18 protein-coding genes are annotated in these 11,930 nt (G+C 62.4%); 12 read left to right on the forward strand and 6 right to left on the reverse strand.

The window, feature by feature from the left end:
- Positions 1 to 34: 34 nt before the first annotated feature.
- From NE584_RS17990 to NE584_RS18000, 3 genes are read right to left on the reverse strand one after another with little or no spacing between them, the layout of a single operon-like run.
- Positions 35 to 472 carry a helix-turn-helix domain-containing protein gene (locus NE584_RS17990; RefSeq protein ID WP_256183395.1) on the reverse strand — a complete coding sequence of 146 codons (438 nt, stop codon included), beginning with the start codon at positions 470 to 472 and terminating at the stop codon, positions 35 to 37.
- A 28-nt stretch (positions 473 to 500) separates the two neighbouring features.
- A complete protein-coding gene (locus NE584_RS17995) occupies positions 501 to 887 on the reverse strand; it encodes a type II toxin-antitoxin system HicB family antitoxin (RefSeq protein ID WP_108981333.1) in 387 nt (128 codons plus the stop codon).
- Positions 888 to 921: 34 nt separating this feature from the next.
- The gene (locus NE584_RS18000; RefSeq protein WP_108981332.1) at positions 922 to 1,095 is read right to left on the reverse strand and encodes a type II toxin-antitoxin system HicA family toxin; all 174 of its coding nucleotides are present in this window, start codon (positions 1,093 to 1,095) and stop codon (positions 922 to 924) included.
- An 89-nt stretch (positions 1,096 to 1,184) separates the two neighbouring features.
- Here NE584_RS18000 and NE584_RS18005 point away from each other — a divergent pair, with 89 nt between their 5' ends.
- From NE584_RS18005 to NE584_RS18050, 10 genes are all read left to right on the forward strand, one after another.
- Positions 1,185 to 1,607, forward strand: coding sequence for a hypothetical protein (locus NE584_RS18005; protein ID WP_256183396.1), 423 nt, complete (start codon positions 1,185 to 1,187; stop codon positions 1,605 to 1,607).
- A gap of 4 nt (positions 1,608 to 1,611) precedes the next feature.
- Positions 1,612 to 2,649, forward strand: a complete 1,038-nt coding sequence (locus NE584_RS18010; RefSeq protein WP_256183397.1) for a hypothetical protein — start codon at positions 1,612 to 1,614, stop codon at positions 2,647 to 2,649.
- 5 nt (positions 2,650 to 2,654) lie between these two features.
- Positions 2,655 to 2,936 (forward strand): hypothetical protein, encoded by a 282-nt coding sequence (locus NE584_RS18015; RefSeq protein WP_256183398.1) that lies wholly within the window; start codon positions 2,655 to 2,657, stop codon positions 2,934 to 2,936.
- 10 nt (positions 2,937 to 2,946) lie between these two features.
- Positions 2,947 to 3,381 carry a DUF2634 domain-containing protein gene (locus NE584_RS18020; protein ID WP_256183399.1) on the forward strand — a complete coding sequence of 145 codons (435 nt, stop codon included), beginning with the start codon at positions 2,947 to 2,949 and terminating at the stop codon, positions 3,379 to 3,381.
- Positions 3,374 to 4,468 (forward strand): baseplate J/gp47 family protein, encoded by a 1,095-nt coding sequence (locus tag NE584_RS18025; RefSeq protein WP_256183400.1) that lies wholly within the window; start codon positions 3,374 to 3,376, stop codon positions 4,466 to 4,468. Before NE584_RS18020 ends, NE584_RS18025 begins: the two co-directional genes overlap by 8 nt.
- Entirely contained in the window at positions 4,458 to 4,979 is a 522-nt protein-coding gene (locus tag NE584_RS18030) for a YmfQ family protein (protein ID WP_256183402.1), read from the forward strand. The genes NE584_RS18025 and NE584_RS18030 overlap by 11 nt, the downstream gene beginning before the upstream one ends.
- Position 4,980: 1 nt before the next feature.
- Positions 4,981 to 5,628: a hypothetical protein gene (locus tag NE584_RS18035; RefSeq protein WP_256183403.1), complete on the forward strand. Its 648-nt coding sequence runs from the start codon at positions 4,981 to 4,983 to the stop codon at positions 5,626 to 5,628.
- 752 nt (positions 5,629 to 6,380) lie between these two features.
- Positions 6,381 to 7,379, forward strand: a complete 999-nt coding sequence (locus NE584_RS18040; protein WP_256183405.1) for a hypothetical protein — start codon at positions 6,381 to 6,383, stop codon at positions 7,377 to 7,379.
- 12 nt (positions 7,380 to 7,391) lie between these two features.
- Positions 7,392 to 7,721: a hypothetical protein gene (locus NE584_RS18045; RefSeq protein ID WP_256183406.1), complete on the forward strand. Its 330-nt coding sequence runs from the start codon at positions 7,392 to 7,394 to the stop codon at positions 7,719 to 7,721.
- Complete coding sequence (locus tag NE584_RS18050; protein WP_256183408.1) at positions 7,714 to 8,142, forward strand: hypothetical protein; 429 nt, start codon at positions 7,714 to 7,716, stop codon at positions 8,140 to 8,142. Before NE584_RS18045 ends, NE584_RS18050 begins: the two co-directional genes overlap by 8 nt.
- Here the strand turns inward: NE584_RS18050 and NE584_RS18055 are convergent, their stop codons facing one another.
- The 3 genes from NE584_RS18055 to NE584_RS18065 form a co-directional block, all read right to left on the reverse strand.
- Positions 8,143 to 8,823 (reverse strand): carbohydrate-binding protein, encoded by a 681-nt coding sequence (locus NE584_RS18055; RefSeq protein WP_256183409.1) that lies wholly within the window; start codon positions 8,821 to 8,823, stop codon positions 8,143 to 8,145.
- 15 nt (positions 8,824 to 8,838) lie between these two features.
- Entirely contained in the window at positions 8,839 to 10,569 is a 1,731-nt protein-coding gene (locus NE584_RS18060; RefSeq protein ID WP_256183410.1) for a hypothetical protein, read from the reverse strand.
- A gap of 374 nt (positions 10,570 to 10,943) precedes the next feature.
- Positions 10,944 to 11,099, reverse strand: a complete 156-nt coding sequence (locus NE584_RS18065) for a hypothetical protein (protein ID WP_256183411.1) — start codon at positions 11,097 to 11,099, stop codon at positions 10,944 to 10,946.
- Between the two features lie 234 nt (positions 11,100 to 11,333).
- On the opposite strand from NE584_RS18065, the gene NE584_RS18070 reads away from it, so the two are divergent.
- Positions 11,334 to 11,651, forward strand: a complete 318-nt coding sequence (locus NE584_RS18070; protein WP_256183412.1) for a hypothetical protein — start codon at positions 11,334 to 11,336, stop codon at positions 11,649 to 11,651.
- A partial coding sequence (locus tag NE584_RS18075; protein ID WP_256183413.1) for a hypothetical protein occupies positions 11,648 to 11,930 on the forward strand: 283 nt, incomplete at its 3' end. The genes NE584_RS18070 and NE584_RS18075, both read left to right, overlap by 4 nt.

Here is an 11,930-nt window from a genome sequence, read left to right on the forward strand (position 1 = left end):
GCCGGCCCCGGAAAAGCGGGGCCGGCGGGGAAAGTCATGCGGGTGGGAGGGGACCATACTCCCGTTCCATTGCGGTGCGGGTGACGATCCACTGTTTTCCATATTTTTGGACATCGACCCCCTCAATGAGCCTCCGATAGGAGACCGCCTTGCGCAGGGTGCTCTCGTTCAGCCCCCAGAGGGCGGTGGCATCGGCAAAGGAGAGCAGGCTGTCAAAGGGGGAGGAGACCAGCTGGCCGTGGGCCCAGAGCTCGGAGGCATCCAGGTCCAATTCGTCATTCCAGGAGATGCCGTATCCGCCGGGATCTACACGGACCTGCTGGAACAGGCCGGGCGTGTCCCGGAGGGCGGCCAGTGCGGGGACGCGCTGGAAGAGGGGGGACACCTCATAGGTCTTGGAGGGGCCCTCCGCAAAGGAAACCAACAGGCGGAAATCTGGGAGCGGGGAGACAGTTTTTATTTTGTGGAACATAGAAAGACCTCCCTGATGGAGGAAAAAATCACTGGACCCCCAGGCGCTGGCGGAGACCGTCCTGGAGGACCTGGGAGAAGTTGAGGCCGGCCTTTTCCCCGAGCTCGTTCAGGTAGCTGGGCAGGGTGACATTGCGCCGCACGGTCCGCATATCATGCGCGCGGCGGTATGCGGCCAAATCGACATCTACCAGGGAAACGATCTCGTTATCCTGGTGCGGGACCGACTTGGAGGGGACAGGCAGCGGGTCGCCGTCGTCCTCGATATCCAGGCCGATCACCCCGATCGCGTCCCGGGCCATGAGAATGGCCTGGGCCAGGTCTTCGCCGTGGGTGTTGATTTTTAAGTCGGGGACATAGGCCAGATAGCCGCCCTCTTCCAAGGGGGTAAACACCACAGGATATACAACCGTCATAATTCTTCCTCCTTTATTTGCTGAGGCGGGGGGCTTATTTCAGCCCCCGCCTTCGGATAATGGCCTGTGCAAGCGCTTCTGGGATTTCACGGTGCCGCTCCACAGCTTCCCTTTCATTGCCTTTGACGTAGACGTCATGATTTCCGCCCGCCCGTTTGAAAGTCCAGCCGTTTTTTTCAAGGAGCTTGATCAGATCCCGACGTTTCATTGTTTCACCTCTTGATATTATTATACACACTGAGTGTGTATTTGTCAAGAGAAATTGAAGATATTCTGCTCAATTAAGGGGGGGCCGGTATGGCGTACAAATTGGTCGTATCCTTCAACAACAATGAGGAGGTCATGGTGTGGCCCAGCGTCCCCCCGGACTTTGGCCCGGAGGTGGAGCAGCGCAACGGGACCTATGAGGGCATCTCTGGGGATTTCAACACCCTGGGCCCCATGGGCCTGCGGTCCATCCCCCTGTCCAGCTTCTTCCCGGTGGGCCGCCGGTATCCGTTCATGCCGCCGGAGGCGGAGACGGACGGGTGGAAGTATGTGGCGTTCATCCAGCGGGGACAGGAGCGGCGCATCCCCTTCCGGGTGACCCTGCTGGACAACTCCGGCCGGTGCCGCCTGAATATGGCCTGCTCCATTGACGACTTCCAATGGAAGGTGAAGCGGAACGGAGATCTTGCCTATTCCCTGACCTTCCGGGAATACAAATTCATTCAGGGGTGAGAGCATGGGCAGCGCATACGTGGATGACCACCGCTTTTCCCTGTACCAGGGCGGGCAGTGGAGGGACATCACGGCATGGGTGGGCAGCCCGGAGGCCCGGGATGAGCTGGAGGCCCTGAGCGTGGAGCTGACCTTTTCCGTCCTGCGCAACCAGCTCTATGATGCCGGCATGCCATGGCCGGGCGTCCGGCCGGGGAGCAAGCTGCGGGTGGACAACCACGGGAGGGAGGTCTTTTCCGGGGTGGTCCAGACCGTGGGGCTGGACGGCAGCGTCAGCGCCAACGACAGAGGGTGGTATCTCACCAAGAGCGAGATCCTGCTGCAAGTGTCCAACGCGGCAGCGGACGACGCCATCCGGCGGATGTGCGCCAAGGCGGGGATACCGGTGGGGGAGATCCCCAGGCTCCCCACCCGGCTGTCCGAGGTGTGGACGGGGGATGCACCGGAGACCATTTTGCAGGACATCCTGAAAATATGCTCCGCGGAGACCGGAAAGCAGTATAAGCGGCGGGTCAAGGGCGGGGCGCTGTATGTGACGGAGCTGCCCGACACCCCCATGACGGCCTACCACAAGCCGGCGGACAACCTGGCCGCCTTCGACATCACGCTGGCCAAGGGGACCGTGAGCGGATCGGACAGCATGGGGGAGCTGCGGAACAGCGTGGTCCTGGTGGGGGGCGGCCAGACGGAGGTGCTGGGCCGGGGGTACAACCAGGCCAGCATAGACGAGTATGGCCTGGTCCAGACGGTGGAGCGCCTGAGCGGGGACGAGAACAGCGCCCAGGCCCGCCAGCGTATCCGCACCCTGCTGGATCAGAACGACCGGCTGACCATTGAGCGGCAGGTGGAGGAGATCTGGGGGGCGGACGAGGTGGAGAGCGGGGTGCTGCTCCGCTTCCAGAGAAACCGATTCGGCGTCACAGGGGACCAGCGGGTGGTGGGCGTGACCCACCGGTACGGTCCCACCCACCTTATGAGCCTGACCGTCCAGGACCCGGCTCAGGGCCGGGCGGCGGACGCCAAGGACACTGTGGAGGTGTAAGGGACATGACGTGGGATTATGAGCTGGCCCGGCGCATCCGGGCGGGACAGGAGCGCAGGGAGGCCCACGCGGGGCTGGAGGGAGAGGTGGTGCGCACCGATCCCCTGACCGTCTCCCTGTATGGCGGAGAGGTAATGGCGCCGCCGGCCCCCCTGAAGGTGGTGGAACACGCCCCGGGGTACACGGTCGTCCAACACGTCATCAGGAAGCTGTCCTGGAACGTGGGGGACCGGGTAGTGTGCTGCTGGATGGGGAAAAGCGTAGTCATATTGGGCCGATTGACGTGAGGTGAGAGAGATGGCAATGTTCTTTCCGATGATCCCGGAGGCCATTCCAGCCCAGGCGGCGGCGGAGATCGGGCGTGTGCCCGCCTTTGATATGGAGGCGCGCCGGTTCCTGCTGGTGGATGGAAAACTGGTGGAGCGCACGGGACAGGAGGCGGTGCGGCAGTGGTTCGAGCTGGCCCTGCGGCAGCAGCCGGACCGGGTGCCCATCTACCGCACCAGCGGGGAGAAGCGGTACGGAATCGACCGGGGGGTGCTGGAGACAAAGCTGCCCTCCGGCTACGCGGAGGCGGAGCTGGAGCGCAGCGTGCGGGAGACCGCCAGCTTCTGCCCAGCGGTGCGGGCAGTCCGGGATCTCGCCATCTCCCGGCAGGGAAGGGCCTGCCTGGTGGAATTTACGGCGGTATTGCATACGGGAGAGACAGTGGAGGTGAGCGTGGATGTCTGACGCGGACAAGATACTGGCAGAGATGCTGGAGGCGGTGCCGGATACCTACCAGAAGACGGTGGGCTTCCCCACCTGGGACTGGCTGGCGGCGGCCTCCATCCCCATTGCTCAGACAGAGGCGGAGCTGGAGGAGGCCCGGCGTCAGCTGGACCCGGCCAACCTGACTGGAGAGGCCCTGGAGGCGTACATCTTCCCCAGGACAGGACAGCGGCGGACGGCGGCCACCTGCGCCGTGGGCACCCTGACAGCCACGGGGAACGGGACCATCCCGGCCGGGGCGCTGTTTGAAAGCGGCGGCGGGGTCCAGTTCGAGGCCACGGAGACGGTGGTCATCGCAGGGGCAGGGACCGTGTCCATCCGGTGCGTGACGCCGGGGGCGGCCGGTGATCTGCCGGCGGAGAGCATCACCATGATGCCGGTGCAGATTGCCGGCATCGTGTCGGTGACCAACGAGGAGCCCACGGCGGAGGGATACGAGGCGGAGACGGATGCCGCCTACTACCAGCGGTTCCTGCTCCGGGTGCAGACCCCGCCCACCAGCGGGAACCAATACCACTACCTGGAGTGGGCCATGGAGGTGTCCGGGGTGGGCGGCGTCCAGGTGTACCCCCTGGACCAGGGGGCCAACACGGTGGGGGTGGTGCTGGTGGATCAGTTCGGGGAACCCGCCAGCGAGGAGCTGGTAGAGCAGGTACAGACCCACATCGACCCGGACAGCAAGGGGATCGGAGAGGGGGAGGCCCCCATCGGCGCTTACTGCTACGTGTCCGCGGCGGTGGAGCAGGCGGTGGCGCTGTCCCTGACCCTGGTGCTGGCGGAGGGGGCGGAACAGGAGACCGTGGAGGCCGCGATCCGGACGGCGGTGTCCGGGTACCTGAAAGAGCAGGCGCTGGAGGCGTACCAGCCGTCCCTCTCCCCGGAGAAGGGATACCGGGTGAGCTATGCCCGCATCGGCTCCGCCATCCTGGACACGGACGGGGTGGAGGACTACGAGGGGCTGACCGTCAACGGCGGGACGGCGAATCTGACCGTCCCGGCCAAGCACGCTGCGGTACTGGGGGAGGTGTCTGTCTCCTATGCTGAATAATCTGCCCGTCCAGTACCGGCGGGACCCCTGGCTCATCGTACTGGCGGCCGCCCTTCAGGTGCCGATGGACCGGCAGGGCGGGGTGATCCGCTCCCTGCCCAGCCAGATCTCCCTGGACCGGGTGACCTGGAACCTGCCGGTGGAAGAGCGGGTGGCGGGGATCGTCCCGCCGGCCGGGGCCACCGTGGAGCAGCGCCGGGCGGCGCTGCGGGCAAAGTGGCGCAGCAGCGGAAAGGCGACGCTGGCCCAGATCCAGGCGGTGGCGGAGAGCTGGGAGAGCCAGCGGGTGGAGACCTCCTTCCTGGCCGGAGTGATCGGGATCGACATCATCAATCTCCGGCAGGGGACAGTGGCGGAGATCCGGGAGGCGGTGGAGAAGATCAAGCCCGCCCACCTGCCGCTGGAGATCACGGAGAGACAGTATGTGGAGACCCCCATCCTTGTAGGGGCGCTGGCCCGGCAGGGGGACAGCATGATCTTGTGGGAGGTGGATTGCAGGAATGATCCCTAGTGTGAAATTGACCGCCGCGGGGGCGGCGCTGCTGGCCAAGGTGCCGGCGGGGGGCGGGGCGCCGGTGACCCGGTGGCAGATCGGGACGGGGGTGCTGCCGGCGGGGACGGACCTGACGGCGCGCACCGCGCTGGCGGAGCCGCTGAAGGATCTGCCCATCGCCCGGGTGACCAACTCGGGCAGCCAGAGCCTGGTGCTGGGGCAGTTCGTCAACACCGGGATGGACGCCTTTGTCTGGGAGGAGCTGGGCCTGCTGGCTCAGGACCCGGACGAGGGGGAGATCCTGATGGGCTACGGCTGCGCCTTTGGGGCCGGGGAGGCCATCCAGGCGGGGGAGGACCAGCTGCGGGAGTTCGTCTTCGGCTGTCAGCTGATCTTCTCCGGAGAGACCGCCGTGACGGCGGAGATCGACCGGACGCTGGTGTTCGCCACCCTGAAGGACCTGGAGAACTACTACACGAAGGGGGAGACCCTGAGCCCGGAGACCCGTGTGCTGTTAGGGGATGTAAACACCCCTGACGAGGCGTTCCTGGCGCTGTACGGGATGGCGGGGTCCATCGTGGAGATGCCGCCGGCGGTGGAGCCGGAGGACCGGAGGGACGGGACATACTACCTGGACCGGAAGGTCAGCTATAACAGGGGGGTGTAGGTGTGGCAACGTATTATAAGTGGAGAAAAAGCACAATCAAGTGGGTCGAATCTGACCGGAGTAGTAGTGGCCAAACAACAGGTTATACTAATTATATCGGTATTTCTAAAACTCGCCCTCAAGCTGAAAACGGTTATTATAATTTTGAAACTACCATAAACACTCAAGATTATGACTCCCGAACAACGCTTGACCTTGAAGCTGGAAGTTATATTGGAAATAACAATCAAACTAAGGCTTTCTATGGACCAATTCCAAGCGGGAGCACTCTTTTTATAGACCCGCTTACATCAGCCCAGGGAAAGTACTTTACCAGAATTACATTTCCTACAAACGTAACAATCGTTTCGATAACTGCGAATCAAGGGAATTTTATCGAATACGTTTATTCAATATCTTCTTCTGCTTATCCTAGTGCTGGCGTACAGGGCGACTACTACTACCAGAAACTATCATCAACAGTCACAAGCCCCACAGCACCCGCAAACCTCCAGTACCCCAATCCTATCACCTCGCCTACTGTGACAGTAAGTTGGAACGCGGCAACGAGCGAAGTGCCCTCTTACGACATAAGCAAGTATGAGCTGAGTTATGCATTGGATGGAAGCACTTCATGGAAGATTGCTGGAACCACTAGCGGCACAAGCCTGGATGTGGCTATTCCAATGGGGGCATCGTCTATCCAGTTCCGAGTTAGGGCGCAGGACAGCAATAATTTGTGGAGCACCTATACCACGGGGAGTTCATCCCCAGTGGTTTTCACTCCGGTATTAACCGTTCCACCCCTTGCCATGCAGGGGCAGCCTATCACAGTCAACTGGACGGCGGTAGATACCGCGTCCAGCTACACACTCCAGCGCAAGGCCGACACGGACGAAGACTGGGCGCAGGTGTACAGTGGGGCGGAGCTGACCTTTGCAGAGACTGCCGGGGCCTGGACCAGCGTGCAGTACCGGGTGCAGGCGGTTTTCTCCGACAGTACGAGCGACTGGGCCGCATCGGCGTCCATTCCCGTGGTGTCGGCCTCGGCCCTGGTGATCTCCGGCCAGGACGGGGACCTGGGGACGCTGGTCAACGACGTGCCCTACTCCGTGAGCTCGGACACAGGGGGTCAGATCTCCCTGGAGCTGCGGGTCAACGGGGCCCTGTGGACCGCCCTGGAGGTGTCCAGCGGCTACGCCCAGAGCATCCCGGTCATCGACCTGCCCACCGGCGCGGGGACCATTGACATCCTGGCCACGGTGCAGGCCTCCACGGGGGCTGTCAGCGCCGCCCGGGCCTGGACCTATACCAAGACACCGGTCACCACCTCCGCGGGTCCCTGCGACGTGGTGGAGTGGCAGGACGCCACCGGCGCGGTCAAGTTCCCCGTCACCCTGGCAGAGGCGGTGCGCATCCCGGGAGGGAAGACACTGGATCAGGTGACCCAGCTCCCCGCCCAGATCTGCACCGGCAGCTATGTGGGGACGGGGACTTATGGGAAGGATGACCCCACGGAGATCACATTCCCGTTTGTGCCGGATCTGTGGGGGATTTTGGGCTATTTTACAAATAATAAGCGATCCTGGGTTCGTGGACAATCTCAGCTCGTACCGTGGGGGATTTCCGCAACAGGTCTGTTTACAACTGCCGGAAGTGCAACTACCAACTTTGAAGGGACTACTGTGTCTTTGTATTCTGATACAGGTGCTGACTATCAAGGGAATGGAAACAATCAAATTTATTATTATATTGGAATTAAAATAGGATAAGGAGGCCCTGATATGAATTACATCAAATCCACCCCCAACTCCAGCGGGGCCTACCAAGGTCCCCGGTCCGTCCCCTTCCCCGGCTGCCTGCCGCTGACCGACGGCCAGGCGGAGACGCTGGTGGCCTACAACGGCTTTGTCACCATCACCCGGGAGCCCGACCCGGAGATCGAGGGCTCCAGCGTGACGGTGACCCCGGACCTGGAGGCGTGGGAGGCATGGAAGGCCGCCCAGCCCCCGGAGCCCGAGCCGGAGCCCACCCTGGACGAGCGGGTAGCAGGGATCGAGGCCGCCGTCCAGGAGGGATTACGTCTGTATGAGGGGGATCTGAGCAATGGATGATCGATATTACAGGGCACTGGCCTCCGCTATCTACTGCGGAGCCATGAGTGCCAACGGCCTGACCATCACCACCGACGACCAGCGCCTGCGGGCCTCTGGGCTCTACCAGGAGTGGACGGAGATGGCCTATGGGGTGGGGGACATCCGCAACGCCAACGGCCAGACCTGGGAGTGCTTCCAGGCCCACGACCCTGAGATCACCCCAGGCATCGTGCCCGGTGATCCTGCGTGGTTCACGTTCTGGCGGCCTTTACACGGGACAAGCCCGGAGACGGCCCGGCCCTTTGTCCCGGTACAGGGCGCCCACGATATGTACCGGGCCGGAGAGTACATGATCTACACGGACGGACAGACATACCGCTGCAAAAGCGATACCAACTACTCCCCGGAGGAGTATGCACAGGCGTGGGAGGTGGTCTGACTACTCCACCACCTCAAAATACTGCCCCACCAGCTCGTGTGGGAGGTATTGCAGGACGACTTTGCCGCCCTCCTCCTCCCCGGTGCGCCGGCAGAGATAGACCTGGCTGTCCTCCGGGTCCAGATAGTACAGGCCGTACTGGTACTCCATCCCCCGTGCGGCAGGGATGGGGTCCTCCGGGGTGCCCGCCTGGCTGCCCTGGATGGCCGCCCACAAGGCCGCGGTGGTCTCCGGCTCCCATCCTGCCTGGGCGGTGTGCGGTTCCCGGCAGCGGTACAGATAGCCGTTGGGCCGCCGCACGATCACGGCCTCCCTCTCGCCGCCGTATGACGTGCCCGCCGCCCACAGCGGATAGAGGGAGGGCACCTGGAGGGCCTGGGCGTCCGGCAGGGCCTGGGCGGTCATGCGGGCCAGGGAAATCACCTCCGCCATGGCCGGCTCCGGCTCGGGCTCCGGGGGCTGGGCGGCCGTCCACGCCTCCCACGCCTCCAGGTCCGGGATCACCGTCACGCTGGAGCCCTCGATCTCCGGGTCGGGCTCCCGGATGATGGTGACAAAACCGTTGTAGGCCACCAGCGCCTCCGCCTGGCTGTCCGTCAGGGGCAGACAGCCGGGGAAGGGGACGGACCGGGGACCTTGGTAGGCCCCGCTGGAGTTGGGGGTGGAGTTGACATATTTCATGGAGTTTCTCCTTTCTCAGCTGATTTTAATGCCAATGTAATAATAGATAAAGCCTGTTTCATTAGCTTGGTGGCGTGCACTATCCCCATAAAATGACACTGTGTTTCCGGAGTAATTTGCGTGTCTGCTCGCCGCATTGTTGACAGTGCAATATTCAGTTGCTCCCCATGGAAGAAGATAACCAAAGCACCCGTCTGAAGGAACATTTCTTCCATTGGCATAGCAACAGGTGATTTCCCACAGATCCGGCACAAACGGGAATGTGATCTCCGTGGGGTCATCCATCCCGTAAGTCCCCGTCCCCACATAGCTGCCGGTGCAGATCTGGGCGGGGAACTGGGTCACCTGATCCAGTGTCATCCCTCCCGGGATGCGCACCGCCTCCGCCAGGGTGACGGGGAACTTGACCGCGCCGGTGGCGTCCTGCCACTCCACCACGTCGCAGGGACCCGCGGAGGTGGTGACCGGTGTCTTGGTATAGGTCCAGGCCCGGGCGGCGCTGACAGCCCCCGTGGAGGCCTGCACCGTGGCCAGGATGTCAATGGTCCCCGCGCCGGTGGGCAGGTCGATGACCGGGATGCTCTGGGCGTAGCCGCTGGACACCTCCAGGGCGGTCCACAGGGCCCCGTTGACCCGCAGCTCCAGGGAGATCTGACCCCCTGTGTCCGAGCTCACGGAGTAGGGCACATCGTTGACCAGCGTCCCCAGGTCCCCGTCCTGGCCGGAGATCGCCAGGGCCGAGGCCGACACCACCGGGATCTCCCCGGAGACGGCCCAGGCGGAATCCGCCTCCTCCCCCGTGGCCTTGACCCGGTACTGCACCGCGGTCCAGGCCCCGGCGGTCTCGCTGGAGCTCAGGGCCTGCCCGGAGTACACCTGGGTCCAGTCCTCGTCCGTGTCGGCCTTGCGCTCCAGTGTGTAGCCGGTGGCGTGGGTGGCGGCCGTCCAGCTTACGGGGACGGTCTGCCCCTCCATGGCCAGCTCCGGCACGGTGAGGACGGGCACGTCCGGGGCGTTGACCACGCTCCTGGTGGGGGAGGTAGTGTACCCGCTGAACAGGTTTTCCACGTCGTAGGCCTTGACCCGGTAGCGCACCGACTCCGTCCCGAAGGGCACGGTGTCGGCATAGGACCGGCCGGCCCCCTTGTACCGCTGGGACCAGCTGCCGCCGTCGGTCTGGCGCTCCAGGATGTAGCCGGACAGATTGCCGTCCGGGTCGCTGGCGGCCTCCCAGGAGATCTCCGTCTCCTTGCCGCCGTAGACCGTCTCCGGCACGGTGATGCTCTCCGGGGCGCCGGGGGCGGCGTTGTTTTTCACCGTGTAGGTGCTGCTGGTCCTGTAATCGGACCAATAGCCGTTCTCGTCCTTGGCCCGCACCCGGAAGGCGATGGTCTCCGTCCCCTTGGCCACCGGGACCGAGTCGGTGCGGGTGCTGCCGCCATAGGTGCCCACCACCGTCCAGCTGCCGCCGTCCAGCCGCTTGCTCAGCTCGTAGTTGGAGATGGCCCCGCCGCCGGAAGAGGCCGCTCCCCAGCTCACGGATACATTGCTGCCCCCCTTGGGCGGGTTGGGGGATACGCTGATGCTGGACGGAGGGCTGACTGTGATGGCCGTCCGGTCCGAGTACCAGTAGTTCCCGCTGACCCCGTCTTGGGGGTAGGCGTTGGAACTGGTGGAGTAGATATATTCGATGAAATCGCCTTTAGCTCTTTGCGGTTCAATAGATTCTTCTCCTGGATAGACCACTCTTGTCCATATAGCGTTTTTGGTTTCATAGCGAATATTAAGAGTGTGCGAAGTGCTGTTGCCGTTGTGGAATATAGAGGAGACAAGTCCATCTGAGGGAAATTTAACACCGATATAGTAAAAATTACCGGCTTTAATTGAGGCACTGCTGTTCATGCTGCTTTTATCCGAAGCAGCAGCATTACTCATATCGAAATATAAAGTTCCCGATTTTTCTACGATAGGAGGACAAGTATTCATAATTCGGATATATACCTTCGGGTATGTTTCTATATCCCCGCCGAGGCTGACATAAAGCGTAGACCCTTGGGTATAACTTACCCTATATGACTGATTAAGAGAATACTTACTCCACCGATAATACGTCGCCACGCCTACACCCCCCTGTTATAGCTGACCTTCCGGTCCAGGTAGTATGTCCCGTCCCTCCGGTCCTCCGGCTCCACCGCCGGCGGCATCTCCACGATGGACCCCGCCATCCCGTACAGCGCCAGGAACGCCTCGTCAGGGGTGTTTACAGGCCCTTGCACGTAACAAAAACCCGGAGCCGTCAAGGACTCCGGGCCGTGAGTGGTAGACGCTGGTAGACCGTTCTGCTGCTACATTGGGGGCGAGTCGATGGGATTCAGCATTTTCTGCCGCCTTTGATGGTAGACATTTGGTAGACAAGTTCCCCGGGAGATCGAGAGGAGGAGATCCCTTGATGACATAAGATAAAAATCCATCAAGAAAAGCAAAGTTTGTCGAAAGGAGGCGTTGCCTAAATGGATGCGATAATACAGACGCTGTTGGCCTGTGTCGGCTCTTCTGGGCTCACGGCCATCATCCTGGCACTGCTCCAGCGGAGATGGTCCAAGGCGGACAAGCGTGACGCGGTGGTGGCTGGCCTGAAGGTGCTGACGGTGGACAGAGTGCGCTATCTGGGAAAATGCTACATTGCGGACGGGAAAATCACCCTGGAGGATAAGGAGAACCTGCAAGACATGTACCGGGCATACAAGGACCTGGGCGGGAACGGGCACCTGGAGACCGTTATGGCTGAGGTGAATCATTTGCCCATTACGGGGCAGGTGGATGCATGAGCAGCACTGTGATCCTGGCCGCGGCGGCGGCCTTCGCACTGGGGTGCGTGTTCTGTCTGGGGCTGTGGTGGCTGTCCACCCACCGGTCCAAAAGGGGCCGCACAGAGACCATGAAGGCCATCGTCTGGCTGTGCCTGTTCAATGGCTTCGCCTGGGGGTGGTGCTCCTATCTGCTGGCCTATCTGGGTCGTGAGCAGATCGCAGAACAGCTATCCGGGAAAGCTGTCACAGAGATCATTGCCGTGATCCTGGCTTACGCCATCAAATCCATACTGGAGA

The organism is Clostridium sp. DFI.5.61, from assembly GCF_024462915.1.
Classification (GTDB): domain Bacteria; phylum Bacillota; class Clostridia; order Oscillospirales; family Oscillospiraceae; genus Lawsonibacter; species Lawsonibacter asaccharolyticus.